19 protein-coding genes are annotated in these 15,221 nt (G+C 72.2%); 10 read left to right on the plus strand and 9 right to left on the minus strand.

What is annotated here, in order from left to right; genetic code table 11:
- Positions 1–8 precede the first annotated feature (8 nt).
- On the minus strand, positions 9–626 hold the full coding sequence (locus IEY30_RS18930) for a hypothetical protein (protein ID WP_030202383.1): 618 nt from the start codon (positions 624–626) through the stop codon (positions 9–11).
- A gap of 176 nt (positions 627–802) precedes the next feature.
- Positions 803–1,378, minus strand: coding sequence for an RNA polymerase sigma factor (locus tag IEY30_RS18935; RefSeq protein WP_030202380.1), 576 nt, complete (start codon positions 1,376–1,378; stop codon positions 803–805).
- Positions 1,379–1,535: 157 nt separating this feature from the next.
- Here IEY30_RS18935 and IEY30_RS18940 point away from each other — a divergent pair, with 157 nt between their 5' ends.
- Entirely contained in the window at positions 1,536–2,060 is a 525-nt protein-coding gene (locus IEY30_RS18940) for a hypothetical protein (protein WP_030202377.1), read from the plus strand.
- Between the two features lie 4 nt (positions 2,061–2,064).
- Here the strand turns inward: IEY30_RS18940 and IEY30_RS18945 are convergent, their stop codons facing one another.
- From IEY30_RS18945 to IEY30_RS18955, 3 genes are read right to left on the minus strand one after another with little or no spacing between them, the layout of a single operon-like run.
- Positions 2,065–2,373 (minus strand): DUF6510 family protein, encoded by a 309-nt coding sequence (locus IEY30_RS18945; protein ID WP_030202375.1) that lies wholly within the window; start codon positions 2,371–2,373, stop codon positions 2,065–2,067.
- 12 nt (positions 2,374–2,385) lie between these two features.
- Positions 2,386–3,141, minus strand: coding sequence for a ferredoxin reductase (locus tag IEY30_RS18950; protein WP_030202371.1), 756 nt, complete (start codon positions 3,139–3,141; stop codon positions 2,386–2,388).
- The gene (locus IEY30_RS18955; protein WP_030202368.1) at positions 3,111–3,710 is read right to left on the minus strand and encodes a sulfite oxidase-like oxidoreductase; all 600 of its coding nucleotides are present in this window, start codon (positions 3,708–3,710) and stop codon (positions 3,111–3,113) included. Before IEY30_RS18955 ends, IEY30_RS18950 begins: the two co-directional genes overlap by 31 nt.
- A 106-nt stretch (positions 3,711–3,816) precedes the next feature.
- Here IEY30_RS18955 and IEY30_RS18960 point away from each other — a divergent pair, with 106 nt between their 5' ends.
- The gene (locus IEY30_RS18960; RefSeq protein WP_229675094.1) at positions 3,817–4,623 is read left to right on the plus strand and encodes an enoyl-CoA hydratase/isomerase family protein; all 807 of its coding nucleotides are present in this window, start codon (positions 3,817–3,819) and stop codon (positions 4,621–4,623) included.
- Positions 4,620–6,158 carry an acyl-CoA synthetase gene (locus IEY30_RS18965; RefSeq protein ID WP_030202362.1) on the plus strand — a complete coding sequence of 513 codons (1,539 nt, stop codon included), beginning with the start codon at positions 4,620–4,622 and terminating at the stop codon, positions 6,156–6,158. Before IEY30_RS18960 ends, IEY30_RS18965 begins: the two co-directional genes overlap by 4 nt.
- A 14-nt stretch (positions 6,159–6,172) precedes the next feature.
- Here the strand turns inward: IEY30_RS18965 and IEY30_RS18970 are convergent, their stop codons facing one another.
- Positions 6,173–7,174, minus strand: coding sequence for a YdcF family protein (locus tag IEY30_RS18970; RefSeq protein WP_052358916.1), 1,002 nt, complete (start codon positions 7,172–7,174; stop codon positions 6,173–6,175).
- A gap of 78 nt (positions 7,175–7,252) precedes the next feature.
- On the opposite strand from IEY30_RS18970, the gene IEY30_RS18975 reads away from it, so the two are divergent.
- Entirely contained in the window at positions 7,253–8,659 is a 1,407-nt protein-coding gene (locus IEY30_RS18975) for an alanine--tRNA ligase-related protein (RefSeq protein ID WP_229675095.1), read from the plus strand.
- Between the two features lie 202 nt (positions 8,660–8,861).
- Here IEY30_RS18975 and IEY30_RS18980 read toward each other — a convergent pair whose 3' ends face one another.
- The gene (locus IEY30_RS18980) at positions 8,862–9,656 is read right to left on the minus strand and encodes an HNH endonuclease family protein (RefSeq protein ID WP_229675096.1); all 795 of its coding nucleotides are present in this window, start codon (positions 9,654–9,656) and stop codon (positions 8,862–8,864) included.
- Between the two features lie 179 nt (positions 9,657–9,835).
- On the opposite strand from IEY30_RS18980, the gene IEY30_RS18985 reads away from it, so the two are divergent.
- Entirely contained in the window at positions 9,836–10,573 is a 738-nt protein-coding gene (locus IEY30_RS18985) for a metal-dependent hydrolase (protein ID WP_081920637.1), read from the plus strand.
- A gap of 297 nt (positions 10,574–10,870) precedes the next feature.
- Positions 10,871–11,623 (plus strand): class I SAM-dependent methyltransferase, encoded by a 753-nt coding sequence (locus IEY30_RS18995; protein WP_030202350.1) that lies wholly within the window; start codon positions 10,871–10,873, stop codon positions 11,621–11,623.
- A gap of 75 nt (positions 11,624–11,698) precedes the next feature.
- On the opposite strand, the gene IEY30_RS19000 is transcribed toward IEY30_RS18995, so the two are convergent.
- Complete coding sequence (locus IEY30_RS19000) at positions 11,699–12,001, minus strand: hypothetical protein (RefSeq protein ID WP_030202347.1); 303 nt, start codon at positions 11,999–12,001, stop codon at positions 11,699–11,701.
- A 102-nt stretch (positions 12,002–12,103) separates the two neighbouring features.
- Between IEY30_RS19000 and IEY30_RS19005 the strand changes: the two genes are divergently transcribed.
- A complete protein-coding gene (locus IEY30_RS19005) occupies positions 12,104–13,030 on the plus strand; it encodes a threonine/serine dehydratase (protein ID WP_030202345.1) in 927 nt (308 codons plus the stop codon).
- A gap of 23 nt (positions 13,031–13,053) precedes the next feature.
- Here the strand turns inward: IEY30_RS19005 and IEY30_RS19010 are convergent, their stop codons facing one another.
- Positions 13,054–13,671 (minus strand): DUF1062 domain-containing protein, encoded by a 618-nt coding sequence (locus IEY30_RS19010; RefSeq protein ID WP_052358912.1) that lies wholly within the window; start codon positions 13,669–13,671, stop codon positions 13,054–13,056.
- Between the two features lie 447 nt (positions 13,672–14,118).
- Between IEY30_RS19010 and IEY30_RS19015 the strand changes: the two genes are divergently transcribed.
- The 3 genes from IEY30_RS19015 to IEY30_RS19025 are packed head-to-tail and all read left to right on the plus strand — an operon-like array spanning position 14,119 to position 15,211.
- Positions 14,119–14,382 carry a type II toxin-antitoxin system Phd/YefM family antitoxin gene (locus IEY30_RS19015; protein ID WP_229675097.1) on the plus strand — a complete coding sequence of 88 codons (264 nt, stop codon included), beginning with the start codon at positions 14,119–14,121 and terminating at the stop codon, positions 14,380–14,382.
- Positions 14,379–14,642, plus strand: a complete 264-nt coding sequence (locus IEY30_RS19020; RefSeq protein ID WP_030202334.1) for a type II toxin-antitoxin system RelE family toxin — start codon at positions 14,379–14,381, stop codon at positions 14,640–14,642. Before IEY30_RS19015 ends, IEY30_RS19020 begins: the two co-directional genes overlap by 4 nt.
- A 44-nt stretch (positions 14,643–14,686) precedes the next feature.
- Positions 14,687–15,211, plus strand: a complete 525-nt coding sequence (locus IEY30_RS19025) for a hypothetical protein (protein WP_156035465.1) — start codon at positions 14,687–14,689, stop codon at positions 15,209–15,211.
- Positions 15,212–15,221: the final 10 nt, after the last annotated feature.

Genomic DNA, 15,221 nt, shown 5'->3' on the forward strand with positions numbered 1-15,221 from the left:
GCGTCAGGTCAGGGGCGACCGGTCGGGTGCGTCGACGGCGTCACGGGAGGCGTCGCGGTGGGGGTCGGCAGGACCGTCGGCTTGCCCGCGGGCTGGGTCGTGGGGCGCCCTGTCGGAACGGTGGTGGGCTTGCCGGTCGGGACCGTCGCCGGCTTGCCGGTGGGCACGGTGGCGGGCTTGCCCTTGGTGCTCGGCTTGCCGGTGGCGTGCTCGCCGGACGCGCCGGGAGCCGTCACGGTGGCGCACCAGGACGCGATCTTGTCCGCGCCACCCGCCGCCTTGGCGAGGTTGGTGAACGCGACGGAGTCCATCGCCTTGCCGCTGCCGCCGTTGGCGGCCACGGCCTTCCATGCGGTGCACAGCCCGTGGGCTGCGGCGCCGGTCGCGTCGGGCCCGACGGCGGTGCCCTGCGGCGTCGGGGTGCCTGTGCGGGCGCCGGCCGTGTCGGACGTGCGGGAGGCGCCGGACGACGCGGGCGTCGCGGAGGTCGCGGACGCGCTGGCGTGGCTGTTCGGCGTGTGCGCGACGTTCGAGGACACGTAGACGACAGTGGCGGCGCCACCGAGTCCGACTGCGATCCCGGCGATCGTGGCGCCGAGCTTGGCGCCGGCGAGGGTTGCGAGCATGGATGGTCTCCGTCGTGATGGGGATGGGGCGGGGGTGACCTGGGCCGCCCGCAGGGCCGACAGCGTCGACGCATAGCCGTCCAGCTCGCGTGCGGAGGGCGGCGCGGTCAGCGCCGCCAGCACGGGAGCGAGGGCGGGGTCGTCGACGGAGGAGGAGGCGTCGGGCCGTGGATCGGTCATGTCACCCCCCGAAGCGTCCCCGGGCCCTCTGGCGTTACACCTTTCGGGTCGACCATCTTCTTCAGCGCCTGCAGACCCCGGTGAGCGGCCACCCGGACGCCTCCGGGGCTGCGGCCCACGAGCTCCGCCACCTCGCTCACCGACAGCTCCGCGACGACCCGGAGCAGGACCACCTCGGCCTGCAGCGGCGGCAGGCGCCGCACGAGGGTGATCGCCTCCTCGGTGGAGAGGGCGTCGACGACCTCGTCGTCACAGTCGGCGACCACCGGCTCGACCCACGACGACCGCCAGGACAGCCGGGAGGAGCGGGTGCGCTTGCGCCCGGCGTCCACGGCCCGACGGCGTGCGGTCGTGAACACCCAGGCACGCCAAGCCATCTCGTCACCCCGGAAGGTGGCCAATCCCCTGACGACGGTGAGCCACGTCTCCGCGGCCACCTCGTCAGCGGCGTCTCCCCCGAGACTCAGGTAGCGCAGGAGCGGAGGGTTGAGGTCGCGCCACAACCGGGCGAACGCAGCCTCGTCACCGCTCTGTGCGCCGGCGAGGACGGACTCGAACTCCGCGCCGATCACCGGGTCAGTGTGGACCAACGACGCCGGCCGTGCGACCCGGAGCTGCCGGGCATCCCCCGTTATAGTCTCCGGACCGCGGGCCTAGCCGGGCCCCGCCAGGGCCGGCTCCGACCGACCACGACACCGAGCACGACACCGACACACCACAGGGGAACCGATGCAGGATGCACACGAGCTGATGGCCCGCGTCCGTGACGGGGCGGAGGGCACTCCCTACACCGTCGTCGAGCAGCCGTACGGCTTCGACGTCACGGTCGACCTCGCCGACGCGCGATGGCTGACCCTCACGGCGGCGCACGGGCTGACCAAGGTCTTCACGCACGAGGTCCACGTCAAGAAGCCCGGCCGCTACGGCATCACCGACGTCGAGCACACCGTGAGATACGGCGCCGGCGGCGCATCGCTCACGGCCGCCCGTTCGATCAAGCGGGGACGGGTCTACAGCTACCAGCGCCGGGTCGAGGTCGGGGTGGACGCCGACACCGGCCACGTGGGCAAGGTCGTCGACTACACGTTCCGGGCCGGCGAGGGCAGGCAGCTCATCCGGCGCGCGGCGACGGACCTCGGCTGGCGCGAGCAGATGAACGGCGAGCAGCTCGGCGCGCTGTGGTTCGCCGGCATCACCGTCGTGCTCATGGTCATCGCGTTCGGGGCCGTCGGCATCCACGCCCTGCTGACCTGACGCGTCAGGCCGGCGCTCCCGGCACCGCCGGCCCGCCCGCCGCCGGAGCGGGCACCCGCAGCGACGTGACGCCGCCGAGGTCGAGCCACACGGCATCAGGGGTGCGCACGACGCGGAGCAGCACGTCGTCGCACCCCGGACACCGGCCGACGAGGCCCGGGTCGGGCCCGTAGACCCGCAGGGTAGCGACCTCGGCGGACGCGCCGCAGCCGCGGCACCGGACGACGGCTGCCGTGACGTCGAGCGCGAAGAGCTCGGAGAGCGGGCCGGCCATGAGGTTGCCGTCCCAGTCGGGCATCTCGGTACTCGTCATGGTGGAGCCTCCTCACGGGCCGCTGGGCCCGAATCGCTCTGTCCTGATGTGGTCAGCCGCGTGGCCGAGGCCGACGAGCAGGTCTGCCGCGGTCTCGACGAACCCGGTCGGGCCGCAGACGTAGCAGGTGGGCGCGTCGGCGGCGCCCCACCCGGGGGCGACGAGGTCCTCCTCGCGCAGCCGACCGACCGCGCGCGGGCCGCCGTCGGGCGCCCGACGCGTGTGCACGAGGAGCACATCAGCCCCTGGCGTCGAGCCGAGCGCCGCGAGCTCGCCGCGGTAGATGACGTCCTCGGGCTCCCGCACCGAGTAGACGAGCCGAAACGGCGGAGAGTCCGGCTCACGGGCCCGGAGCATCGCCATGAGCGGCACGACACCGGACCCACCCGCGACGAGCAGCACCGGACCGGGCTGGCCCGTGCGCCAGACGAACCAGCCGCCGACCGGTCCGCGCAGGCGCACCGTGTCGCCGACGGCGAGCCCATCGGCGAGGAACGTCGACACCTCACCGTCGGGGACCCGCTGCACCGTGAGCTCGACGAGGCTGCCACGCTCGGGCGCCGAGACGGAGTAGCTCCGGGTCGCGGTGTAGCCGTCGGGCGCCGTCAGCCGGACGTCGACGTGCTGTCCCGGCAGGTGGCCGGGCCACCCGTCGACGTCGAGGACGAGCGTCACCGCGCTGTCGGTCTCGGGACGGCGCTCGACGAGCGTGGCCTCACGCCACGCGCGCCGGGCGCTCAGTCCCCCTGGTACCGCTGCTCGCGCCATGGGTCGCCGTAGTCGTGGTAGCCGAGCGCCTCCCAGAAGCCGGGCGAGTCCTCGACCACGAGCTCGATGCCGCGCACCCACTTGGCCGACTTCCAGAAGTAGAGGTGCGGCACGAGCAGCCTTGCGGGACCGCCGTGCTCGGGCCGGAGGTCGTCGCCGTCGAACTCGAAGGCGACCCAGGCCTGCCCGTCGAGGAGGTCCTCGAGCGGCAGGTTCGTCGTGTAGCCGCCGTAGCTGTGCACCATCGCGTAGTCCGCGCCCGTCTCGACGTCGGCGAGGAGCGTGTCGACCGAGACGCCCCGCCACTCGGTGTCGAGCTTGGACCAGCTCGTGACGCAGTGGATGTCGACGGTCACCGTCTCGGCCGGCAGCGCCATGAGGTCTGTCCACGACCACGTGTGCCGGGTGCCGTCCTCCGTCGCGACCCAGAGCTCCCACTCGTGGTGCTCGATCCCGGGCGTCGGCCCGGCGGACAGCACCGGGAAGTCACCCGTGAGGTACTGCCCCGGGGGCAGCCGGTCGTCGCGGCCGCGCGGTCGGCCCTGGAAACCTCGCGTGACGAAGTCCATGCCCCCTGACTGTAGGGGCCGGCGCGTCCGGGCGGAACCGTCCACGACGTGAGCGGTCCCGGCACGGTCCTCCCCATCCGCGCACGGGCGGGGCAGGATGAGTCCCGTGACGACGACGCTGCCGCAGCTGTCGCTGTCGGGCGGCGTGGCCACGATCCGGCTCGCGCGTCCCGACGCCGGCAATGCCGTCGACCTGCCGACCGCGCTGGCGCTGCGCGACGTCGTCGCCGAGGTCGCGAGCGCCACCCCACCGGTGCACGTCGTCGCGCTCCGGGCCGACGGCCGCCTCTTCTGCGCCGGTGGTGACGTGCGCGCCATGGCCGCTGCCACCGACCGGCCCGCCTTCGTCGCCGAGCTCGCGGGCGTGCTCCACGAGACGCTCGAGGCCCTGCGCGCCCTGCCCGTCCCCGTCGTCGCGGTCGTCCAGGGCCCCGCTGCGGGCGCGGGCGTGGGGCTCGTCCTCGCGGCCGACGTGGTGCTGGCCGCCGACCATGTGACGTTCGTGGCGGCGTACCCCTCGGTGGGCCTGTCGCCGGACTGCGGCGTCAGCGCGCTGCTGCCCGGCGTGGTCGGCGCCCGTCGGGCCGCGCTCTTCCTCCTGACGGGCGCGCCCGTCGACGCCGCGACGGCGCTCGACTGGGGGCTCGTCAGCGAGGTCTGCCCGGCCGAGACCCTCGACGCCCGCGCGGGCGCGGTCGTCGGCGCGATCGCCGCCCTCCCGCGCCAGGCCGTGGGCGAGGCCGCCCGCCTGCTGCGCCGCTCCGGCGAGAGGTCGTATGCCGCGTCGCTCGCCGACGAGGCCGCCACCATCGCGCGCCTCTCGTCCACCGACGAGGCGGGCGCCCTGCTCGCCGCCTTCGCGTCCCCCGCCCGGCCGACCCCCGCCCGTCCGACCCCCGGAGAGCCCACATGAGTGTCACGACCTCGAGCACCGTCGACGACATCGTCCGCCGCAGCGCGACGCGTCACCCCGACCGGGTGGCCCTCGTCTTCGAGGACCGGACGTGGACGTATGCCGCCCTCGACGACGCCGTGTCACGCGCGGCCGCCCACCTGCTGGGTCTCGGGCTGGCCGCCGGCGACCGGGTCGCGACGGTCGGGGTCAACTCCGACGCCTACCTGCTCGCCTTCCTCGGCTGTGCCCGCGCGGGGCTCGTGCACGTGCCGATCAACTACGCCCTGACCGGGCCCGAGCTGACCTACCTGCTGCGTGACTCGGGTGCGCGGGTGGCGCTCGTCGACGTGGGGCTGCGCGAGCCGGTCGAGGCCGTCCGCGCGGACACCGACCTCGAGCAGGTGCTGCTGCTCCACGGCAGCGACGACGCACTCCTGCCGCGGTGGAGCGAGGGCGAGGTGCCCGTGCTCGACCGGGAGACCAGCGACACCGACCTCGTCCAGCTGCTCTACACCTCGGGCACGACGTCGCAGCCCAAGGGCGCGATGATGACGCACCGTGCGCTCGTCCACGAGTACGTCTCGTGCATCGTGGGTCTCGACCTGCGCGAGGACGACGCGCCCCTGCACTCGATGCCGCTCTACCACTCGGCCCAGATGCACGTCTTCCTGCTGCCCTACCTCGCGGTCGGGGCGACGAACCACCTGCTGACCCGGCCCGACGTGGCGACCATCCTCGAGCGGGTCGAGGCGCACGGCATCGGCTCGCTCTTCCTCGCGCCGACCGTCTGGGTGCCGCTGTCGAACCACCCGGCGCTCGACACCGCCGACCTCGGCTCGCTGCGCAAGGCGTACTACGGCGCGTCGATCATGCCGGTCCCGGTGCGCGACCGCCTGCAGCAGCGGCTGCCCGGGCTCGAGTTCTGGAACTGCTTCGGCCAGTCCGAGATCGGCCCGCTCGCCACGGTCCTGCGTCCGGAGGAGCACGCCGAGCGACCCGAGGCCTGCGGGCGCACGGTGCTCTTCGTCGAGGCGCGGGTCGTCGACCCCGAGGGCAGCGACGTGCCGGCCGGCGAGCCGGGCGAGCTGCTCTACCGCTCGCCCCAGCTGTGCACCGGCTACTGGAACAAGCCCGACGCGACGAGCGAGGCGTTCCGTGACGGCTGGTTCCACTCCGGCGACCTCGTGACGCGCGACGAGGACGGCTACCTGACGGTCGTGGACCGCATCAAGGACGTCATCAACACCGGGGGCGTCATGGTCGCCTCGCGCGAGGTCGAGGACGCGCTCTACACGCACCCCGCGGTCGCCGAGGTCGCCGTCATCGCGACGCCGCACGAGCGGTGGGTCGAGGCGGTCACAGCCGTCGTCGTGCTGCGTCCGGGACAGACCACGACCGAGACCGAGCTCGTCGACCACGCCCGCGCGACGCTCGCGCCGTTCAAGCTGCCCAAGGCGATCCACTTCGTCGACGAGCTGCCCCGCAACCAGAGCGGCAAGCTGCTCAAGCGCGTCCTGCGCGACGACCTCGCGCAGCACCCCGCCACGTCCTGACCGGGCGGGAGCGCTCAGCCGCGCGGGACGGCATACGCGAGGAAGAAGGCGGTGCCGGCGATCCACACGCCGAGGCCGGCGAGGTTGATCCGCGGGTGCAGCGTGAGCGCCGCGAGGTACTCGCGCAGGAACGCGCTCGGCAGGAAGTACCACGCCGTCGGCGCGCCCGTGACGTCCGCGTCGAGGTCGAGCCGGCGGGTCAGCAGGGCGGCCCGGCCGACGTGGTAGCTGCTCGTCACGACGCGCAGGTGACCGGTGTCGTCGATCCCCCGCGCGCGCAGGATCTCGCGCGAGAGCAGCAGGTTCTCCTCGGTCGTCGTCGAGCGGTCCTCGATGGCGAGCGCCTCGCGCGGCATGCCGTGGGCGACGAGGTAGGCCGTCATGGCCACTCCCTCGGCCATCGGCTCGTCGTCGCCCTGGCCGCCGCTCGGGACGACGAGCGGGTCGTGGCCGAGGGCGCGCTCGTCACGCCAGGCCTTTCCCGTGGCGTCGAGGCGGTTGGCGAGCAGCGTCGGCACCGTGCCGTTGACGAGCCCCGACCCGAGGGCGATGATCGCCGCCGGCTCCGGCCGCGCGCGCCGCCGCAGGTAGGCGAGGCAGTAGAGGGCGTAGGAGAGCAGCACGAGCCCGGGGTAGCCCGGGAGCAGGAGGACGACGAGGCCGAGGACGGCGCCTCGGCTCGTGCTCGCGCCCGCACTCGGGCTCGACGGGAGGAGGACGACGGCGAGGACGGTCGCGGCGAGCATCGCGAGGCCGAGCACGAGGGCGACCGCGTTGGCCTTGTTGCGGCTCGCCGGGCGCACCATCCGCACGCCGTTGCCGACGAAGAGCAGCCCGAGCACGGTCGCTCCCACCCAGGGCAGCACGAGGGGTGAGGCCCCCGCGGCGGTCGTCGCCGCCCAGAGGGCCCCCGCGAGCAGGACACCCGCCAGCCAGCGCCGCGGCTCGACCCGCACGGTCAGCACGAACAGGACGAGGAACGCCGCCACGAGGACGAGGTCGACGAGCGGGCGCATGCGACGAGCATGCCTTCCCTGGCCCCCTGTCACGAAACCGGCTGGTGGGCAGGGCCGTCCGGGGTGTCGAATCGAGGCATGACCGGCATCGACGCGGACGGGATCCGCAGCGCGTTCATCGACCACCTGGCCCGCCGCGGTCACGCGGTCATCCCGCGCGCCTCGCTCGTGCCGGACGACGACCCGACGACGCTCTTCACCGGCAGCGGCATGCAGCCGCTCGTGCCCTACCTGCTCGGGGCAGACCACCCAGCCGGCGCGCGGCTCGTCGACAGCCAGACCTGCCTGCGCGTCCAGGACATCGAGGAGGTCGGCGACAACCGGCACACGACGTTCTTCGAGATGCTCGGCAGCTGGAGCCTCGGCGACTACTTCAAGGACGTGCAGCTCCGGCAGTTCTGGGAGTTCCTCACCGCCACGGTCGGGTTGGACCCCGCCCGGATCCACGTCTCGTGCTTCATCGGGGACGAGCCACACGGCATACCCAAGGACGAGGAGTCGGCCGCGCTGTGGACCGAGCTCTTCACGGCGGCCGGGGTCGACGCGGGCCAGGTCGACCTCGACACCGAGGAGCACGCCGCGCAGGTCGGCACCGGCGGCGCGCGGATCGTCTTCTACGGCGCGAAGAACTGGTGGTGCCGCGAGGGCGCGGCGGAGCGTATGCCGGTCGGCGAGCCGGGCGGCCCCGACACCGAGGTCTTCTACCTCTTCCCGCACGTCGAGCACGACCCTGCCTACGGGCTGCACTGCCACCCGAACTGTGACTGCGGGCGGTTCATCGAGCTCGGCAACTCGGTGTTCATGGAGTACCGCCGCACCGAGACCGGGTTCGAGCCGCTGCCGCGCCGCAACGTCGACTACGGCGGGGGCCTCGAGCGCATCGCCGCCGCGGCGATCGACAGCCCCGACGTCTTCCGGATCAGCCTGCTGTGGCCGATCGTCGAGCGGCTCGAGGCGCTGTCCGGGCGCATTTACGAGGACGAGACGCTCGCGATGCGCGTCATCGCCGACCACCTCCGGGGCGCGACGTTCCTCGCCGTCGACGGCGTGCGACCGAGCAACAAGGCGCAGGGCTACGTCCTGCGACGGCTCGTGCGTCGCGCCGTCCGTTTCGCCGTCGACCTCGGGATCGAGGACAACTTCTTCCCCCACGTCGTCACGACCGTCGCCGCGACCTACGCCTCCGCCTACCCCGAGGTGGCGGCGGCTGCGGACGACGTCGTCGACGTGCTCGCGCGCGAGGAGCAGGTCTTCCGCCGCACCCTGCGGCGCGGCCTCGAGCGGCTCGAGAGCCACCGCGGCTCGGTGGTGACCGGCGCCGACCTCTTCGCGCTCCACGACACCTACGGCTTCCCCATCGAACTGTCGACCGAGGTGGCAGGCGCGGAGGGCATCGCCGTCAGCGACACCTGGCGCACCGAGTTCGACGACCACATGGCCGCGCAACGGGCGCGTTCACGTGCTGCCACGCGGGAATCCGGCTGACCGAGTTGACGTGGGGGAAAGCTCAGTCACTTCGCCCCAACTTCGGCGTTCGTTCCCGTAGCGTGTCCTACTGGAAGGGCCGGGATTGACTGCCACTCCACCCCTCCCTCACGGCTTGGCAGTCAGGTGGGGTCCGGCCCTTCCGCCATCCCCGGCACGCACGAGGTCGTATGCGGCTCAGCGCGGGTCAGTGCGTCACGGCTCAGCGTGTCACGGCGCAGCCGGCGAGGATGCGGGCGATCTGCGCGCCCTCCGCGGGTGTGACCCACAGGTGGTAGCGCTGCTTGACGCTCACCTGACGCGCCACGTAGGCGCAGCGGTAGGGCTTGTTCGGCGGCAGCCAGGACGCGGCGTCCGAGTCGCGCTTGGCACTGTTGGTCGGCCCGTCCACCGCGAGCAGGTTGAGCGGGTCGTTGGCGAGCGTCGTGCGTTGGACGGCGGTCAGCTGCTGGGCGCCGGTGACCCAGGCGTCGCCGAGCGCCACGACGTGGTCGATCTGCACCCGTGACGACGTGGACCGGCCGCGGGTGAAGGTGATGGTCCGCGCCGTGTAGGGGTCGGCCAGCACGCCCGAGAGCACGACGCAGCCACGGGTGCCGGGCTTGAGGCGCTCCCCCGTGAGGTCGCGACGGAGGATGTCGTTGCGGGTGTCGCAGCCGTTGTGGCCGAGGCTGACGTCGACGTCGTCGGTCCAGGCCTGCCCGAAGGCGGCCCGGGCGTAGCCGGTCTTGGGCGCGCGGCCCTTGACCGGGAGGCGGGCGAGCGCCGCGAGCGCGTCCGACACCTGCTCACGGGTCAGGGGCGGGACGGCCGTCGCGCTCGTCGTGGCCGTCGTGGTCTTCGTTCCCGACGGGCTGGCGCCACCCTCGACGCGCGTCGAGGCGTGGGGGCCGCCGGCGTCGTGCCCGGCTCCCGGGGACGCGAGCGGCAGCCCGCAGCCCGCAAGCAGTCCGGCGGCAGCGAGCGCGGTGAGGCACCGACCCAGCTGCGTCCGCACCGGCCGGGATGAAGTCTGGGTGGTTCGAGGCACGACGGGAGACATTGCCACACAATGGAATTCGAGGGGATGCGGCGCGCCGGTGGGCACGGGAGGGGCCACACGGCATACGACTCCCCGGCGTCGGAGGCACCGACCACGCGGGCTAGAGTCTGCCGCCGTGAGAAGGGTGGTCGGCGATGCTCGGTAGGACGCATGCCCTGTCGGGGGCGGTCGCCGTGCTGGCGCTGACGCCGCTGCTCAGATCCCACGGCGTGACGGTCGACGCGTGGGCCGTCCCGGTCGCCGCCGTCACGGCCGCAGGCGCCGCGATCCTGCCCGACGTCGACCACGCGCACGCCACACCGGCGCGCTCCCTCGGACCCGTCTCGGCCGGACTCGCTTGGTGCGTAGGGCTGCTCAGCGGCGGCCACCGCAACGGCACGCACTCGTTCGTCGGGCTCGCGGCCTTCACCGGGCTGGCCGCCTGGCTGACCCACCTCGGCGGCCTGCCGCTCGGGCTGCTCCTCTCGTTCCTCTTCGCGATCGCCGCGGCAGCACTGCGCGTCAACATGGTCCGCGCGACCGTCGGTCACACGCTCCTGTGCCTGCTCATGGGGGCGATGCTGACGCGCGGGGCCGTGCTCGACTCGTTCCCCGTCGAGGTCGTGCCGTGGGCGGTGGCCACGGGAGTGACGGTGCACCTGCTCGGCGACATGGCCACAGTGCAGGGGTGCCCGCTGTTCTGGCCGGTGCACCGGCACCGCTACAACTACCTGGCACTCAGCACCGACCACGCCGTCGAGCGCTACGTCGTCGGGCCGGCCCTCATGCTGGCGGCCGCGTGGCTCGTGGTGACGATGGCTGGTGGTGTCGATGTCATCGGCCCGGCGCTGCGCACGTCGTGGTGGACCGTGCGGTCACTCGTCCCGGGCTGAGCTCGCCTCCGGGTCAGACGTTGACGTCGAAACCGAGGTCGTAGTCGCTGGCTGCCCGGCCACCCACACCCCAGTTCTCGACAGCACTCTCGCGCAACAGGATCGACACGCCGTCGCGTGGGATCCCCAGCTCCTCGAGTCGTTTGACGATCTCGCGGCCACGAGGGCGTCGTGCACCGCGTCGATGATGGCCACCTCCTCCTCGGGCGAGTAGGACCTGCGGACCTCGATGAGGGTGCTCGGCGTGTGCCATGGATATCAGTTGCCACGCTCCGGTGGCCTTGCCAGCCTGACGTCATGAGGTCGTTCGAGGAGCTGGTGGCAGAGGCGGAGTCGGCGGACGTCACCGGCTGGGGCTTCGGGTGGCTGGAGGGCCGGGCGACGGAGGAGCGCCCGCCGTGGGGTTTCGCGCGGCTGCTCGCCGGGCGCCTCGCCGAGGTGCAGTCCGCCCTGGACCTCGACACCGGCGGTGGCGAGGTCGTCGCCGAGGCACCCGCACTTCCGCCGACGATGGTGGTCACCGAGGGCTGGGCCCCGAACGCCGAGCGTGCGCGCCGGCTACTGGGGCCGCGCGGCGTGCAGGTCGTCGACACCGACGGCGGCCCGCTCCCGTTCGCCGACGGCACGTTCGAGCTCGTCACGGCGCGTCATCCCGTGCGGCCCGACTGGGCCGAGATCCGCAGGGTCCTGCAGCCGGGGGGACGCTACGTGGCGCAGCACGTCGGGCCGGCCTCGGCCTTCGAGCTGATCGAGCACTTCCTGGGACCCCTCATCGAGGAGCGCAAGGGCCGCGACCCCGAGCGGGAGGTCGCCGCGGCCGAGCAGCACGGGCTGGCGGTCGAGAGACTGGAACGGGCCCGGTGCCGGATGGAGTTCCACGACATCGGGGCCGTCGTGTGGATCCTGCGCAAGTGCGTGTGGTGGGTCCCCGACTTCTCCGTCGCGAGGTACGAGGACCGGCTGCGCGAGCTCGACGCCCAGCTGCGCAGCGGGCACCCGTTCGTCGCGCATTCGACCCGGCACCTCATCGAGGCCCGAGTCCGCCGTTGACGCGGGGGCATCCCGTCGCCGCGACCTGGCAGCATGACGCGATGCTCCACCGCCTGTCGCGGTGGGGTTGGCGCGCTACTTGTAGGTGAACGTGTACGAGTTGGCGACGGCATCGACCGCGGCCTCATCGAGCTCCGGATGGTTCTCGCCCAGCCATCGTTCGACGTTGCGCCCCATCTCCTGCAGGCTGGCCGTGTTCCACAGGGGAGGGCTCACCGCGTCGAGGTCGGCCAGCATCGCCCGGATGCGGGGCACGACGACGTCGTAGGCGCGATCACCCAGCAGGTCCGCGACCCGGCGCTCGGGATCCCGCGCGTTCAGCACACCGGGGGAGCCCAGGTACGTCACCACAGCCCGGCTCAGCTCGACGTCGACCACCTGACCAGTCTGCCCGTCCTGTTTCATCAGCCGTGCCGAAACCCGGACGCGTGGCGAGCAGCGCCGGGTCGGCTCGGCTGACGCGACGGCATACTGACGTGCGTGAAGGTCACCCGACAGGACGTGCAAGCCGCGGCGAACCGCATCGCCGGCCGGGTCAGGCGCACGCCACTGTTGCCACCGTCCGACGCCGATGCCGTGTGGATCAAGTGCGAGTTCCTGCAGCACTGCGGCGTGTTCAAGACGCGCGGGGCCTTCAACCGCCAGCTCGCGGCGCTCGAGGCCGGTGAGGTGGGCAGCTCGGGCATCGTCGTGGCGTCGGGCGGCAATGCCGGCCTGGCCCAGGCCTACGTTGCCCGCGAGCTCGGCATCACGGCCACCGTCTTCGTGCCTGAAGGCGCACCAGAGGTGAAGGTGAGTCGCATCCGCGGCTACGGGGCTGACGTACGGCACGTCGGACTCGAATACGCCGACGCCTACCGCGCGGCAACGGAGTTCGCCGACCAGAGCGGCGCGGTCTTCGCCCACGCGTACGACCAGCTGGAGGTGGCCGCGGGGGCGGGAACCATCGGCGAGGAGATCCTCGAGGACGAGCCCTCGATCGACACGATCGTCCTGGCCGTGGGCGGGGGCGGCCTGTATGCCGGGGTGGCCGCTGCCGCGTTCGGCCGGGCTCGCGTCGTGGCGGTGGAGCCCGAGCGCTGCGCGACGCTGCACGAGGCCATGGCCGCCGGTAGACCCGTGGACGTCGAGGTCTCAGGCGTCGCCGCAGACTCGCTCGGGGCGCGACGCGTGGGCGAGGCCGCGTTCGCAGCGCAGGCTGCAGAGCCACCCGTGTCGGTCCTCGTCACGGACGACGACATCATCAGGGCCCGCACCGCCCTGTGGAACGACTACCGCATCGCCGCCGAGTACGGGGCTGCGGCTGCATATGCGGCGTTGCTGTCGGGGCACTACGTCCCGGAGGACGGGGAGCGGGTGGCCGTGGTGATCTGCGGCGCGAACACCGACCCAACCACCCTCCCCTAGGCCTCTCAGCGCCGGGACAGCGACTACGGTCCCTGCGGATCGAACACGGTCTGCGAGTGGCCAATCTTCCTGAGCGTGAACGAGAAGTCGTCGGAGCGCCTCCCTCCGAGACGCACCGCGGACACAAGTCCCCCCTCGGCTACCAGCCTCTCGACCTCCGCCCGTGAGAGCCGGAGACCTTCACCGATGAGGCGCACCGGCCGGACGGGGATCCGCGCGGCAAAGCGGACCACAACGTCGAGAGGCAGTGCTCCCGGACTGCCCGCAGCGTCGACGACGTCACGGTCGTGGCGCGGCGTGCCGGTGTCGAGTCGCCAGGCGTTCGCCCAGTCGAGCCGGATGTGGTTGCGCCGGCGCACGCCCGGATCCTGCAGCAGCTCGGCCGCCAGTCCGATGTCGTTGTGGTGCAAGCGATCCAGCAGCTCAGGCCGGGCGGCGCGAACCTTCGTCCGCTCGAACACGGTGAGCTTGGTGGTGTCTCCGCAGACGGCGCAGAGAGCGAGGAGCCAGGCGTCGAGGAGCTTGTGGTTGGCGTTGACGCGGAACTTGCCGTTCGCGTGGAAGCGGTCGGAGGCACACGCGTGACAGCGCCGGACGATGGTGGGCAGGCAGATGGGCACGACGGCCCAGTTCGTGGGCACAGAGAAGCACCGGTTTCCCGTGAGAGGTTCGACAGCGAAAGGTGCGCGGCGCGCGGGGCGCGACGCTTGACGAATCAGCGCTCGAGAGGTCTCACAGGATGTGCATCGGCAGGTCCTCGGCTACAACGACCAGGGGCGACGGCACCGTAGCAACGCGCACGAGCGCGCTTCCATGAGTTTTCGTGTGCCGTGAAGACCCGAAAGACCTTGCTGCGCATCGGCACACATGGCCGGCCGATGGTCGACAATCCAGCCAGGAGACGCGGCCTTCCGGACTAGGTCATCTCGACCGACCCGGTCGGCGGGTGCTGAGACCTTCACGTCCCAGCCGGTTGGCCACGCCAAGGGCGAATGTTCACCCTCATGCCGAGAGTCGGACGTTTGAGGGCATACCACGGTGATGACTCGGATGTACAACTCAGCGTTTCCGGCGGTAGCATGAATGGCATGAGTGAGATCACCGTCAGCGACGCCAGGGCACGGTTGGCCGATGTCGTGGATGCCGCGCGCGTCGGGCATGACCCGGTGTACCTCACCCGTCGGGGTCAGCGCGTGGCCGCGGTCATCGACGCCGACGACCTTGACGCTCTGATCGCCTCCGCCGAGGACCTGGCCGACATCGAAGCCGCCAAGGCCGCCCGGGCCGAGGTTGCCGACGGTGAGGCAACGATTCCGTGGGAGCAGGTCAAGGCCGACCTCGGCCTGGCATGACGTACCGGGTCGAGGTGGCGCCGGCGGCACTGCGTCAGCTGCGCAAGCTCGACCCTCCCGCCAGACGGCGCGTCCAAGCGGCCATCGAGCTGCTCGCTGATCAGCCGCGGCCGAGCGGGGCCAAGAAGCTGGTTGGCGGAGAGGGCGAGTGGAGGGTCCGTACCGGCGACTACCGGATCGTCTACGAGGTCCACGACGACGTGCTGGTCGTCCTGGTGGTGGCCGTTGGCCATCGGCGCGACATCTACGAACGTCGGTGACGAACGCCCGGTCCTGCCGCGGTGCGATCCGCCAGACTGCGGCCATGGGAACGGTCCTGCTTGACCAGGTGATCGCGACGGACTACGGCCAGCTCGATCTCGGCTGGAGTAATGCCTTCGGCTTCGACGGGGACTTCGACCGGTTCTTCGCAGGGCAGGTCAACGGTCTTGTCGGCGCGGGGGATGACACTGGCGTGTATCTCAACCTGGCTCGGCGTTCGGGCGGTTCACGGGTGCGCATCGAACTGCTGGAGCAGGTGCCCGATCCTCGGCAGCAGGAGTGGGAAGACGTGGTGGAAGTCTCGATCGCGATTCCGGAGGGAGCGCAGCCTCGCTGGTCCTCGTGGGCGGGTGAAGACGGAGGACCGCTGCGCATCCCCGCCGGCACATATCGTCTACGGGTCAGCGCACGCGGTCGTGACGCGGGTCAAGAAGGAGAGTTCGCAGAAGGCGTCGTGGACACCTACCTGCTCGAACTCTGGCCAGCGCCAATCGCGCCGGACGCGATCGTGCGGGTGGGAAGTCACGACGCGGCCTATTGGCATGACGAAATCGGCGGCCGGCGCTGACGTCCGGTCA

The sequence above is a fragment of the Terrabacter tumescens genome, assembly GCF_014646815.1.
In the GTDB taxonomy this organism is placed as follows: Bacteria; Actinomycetota; Actinomycetes; order Actinomycetales; family Dermatophilaceae; genus Terrabacter; species Terrabacter tumescens.

What these genes read in the sequence shown, in the direction of transcription:
- IEY30_RS18930 (WP_030202383.1), bottom strand. Translation starts at nt 626, where the DNA reads ATGCTCGCAACCCTCGCCGGCGCCAAGCTCGGCGCCACGATCGCCGGG.
- IEY30_RS18940 (WP_030202377.1), top strand. Translation starts at nt 1,536, where the DNA reads ATGCAGGATGCACACGAGCTGATGGCCCGCGTCCGTGACGGGGCGGAG.
- IEY30_RS18945 (WP_030202375.1), bottom strand. Translation starts at nt 2,373, where the DNA reads ATGACGAGTACCGAGATGCCCGACTGGGACGGCAACCTCATGGCCGGC.
- IEY30_RS18950 (WP_030202371.1), bottom strand. Translation starts at nt 3,141, where the DNA reads ATGGCGCGAGCAGCGGTACCAGGGGGACTGAGCGCCCGGCGCGCGTGG.
- IEY30_RS18955 (WP_030202368.1), bottom strand. Translation starts at nt 3,710, where the DNA reads ATGGACTTCGTCACGCGAGGTTTCCAGGGCCGACCGCGCGGCCGCGAC.
- IEY30_RS18965 (WP_030202362.1), top strand. Translation starts at nt 4,620, where the DNA reads ATGAGTGTCACGACCTCGAGCACCGTCGACGACATCGTCCGCCGCAGC.
- IEY30_RS18970 (WP_052358916.1), bottom strand. Translation starts at nt 7,174, where the DNA reads ATGCGCCCGCTCGTCGACCTCGTCCTCGTGGCGGCGTTCCTCGTCCTG.
- IEY30_RS18975 (WP_229675095.1), top strand. Translation starts at nt 7,253, where the DNA reads ATGACCGGCATCGACGCGGACGGGATCCGCAGCGCGTTCATCGACCAC.
- IEY30_RS18985 (WP_081920637.1), top strand. Translation starts at nt 9,836, where the DNA reads ATGCTCGGTAGGACGCATGCCCTGTCGGGGGCGGTCGCCGTGCTGGCG.
- IEY30_RS18995 (WP_030202350.1), top strand. Translation starts at nt 10,871, where the DNA reads ATGAGGTCGTTCGAGGAGCTGGTGGCAGAGGCGGAGTCGGCGGACGTC.
- IEY30_RS19015 (WP_229675097.1), top strand. Translation starts at nt 14,119, where the DNA reads ATGAGTGAGATCACCGTCAGCGACGCCAGGGCACGGTTGGCCGATGTC.
- IEY30_RS19020 (WP_030202334.1), top strand. Translation starts at nt 14,379, where the DNA reads ATGACGTACCGGGTCGAGGTGGCGCCGGCGGCACTGCGTCAGCTGCGC.
- IEY30_RS19025 (WP_156035465.1), top strand. Translation starts at nt 14,687, where the DNA reads ATGGGAACGGTCCTGCTTGACCAGGTGATCGCGACGGACTACGGCCAG.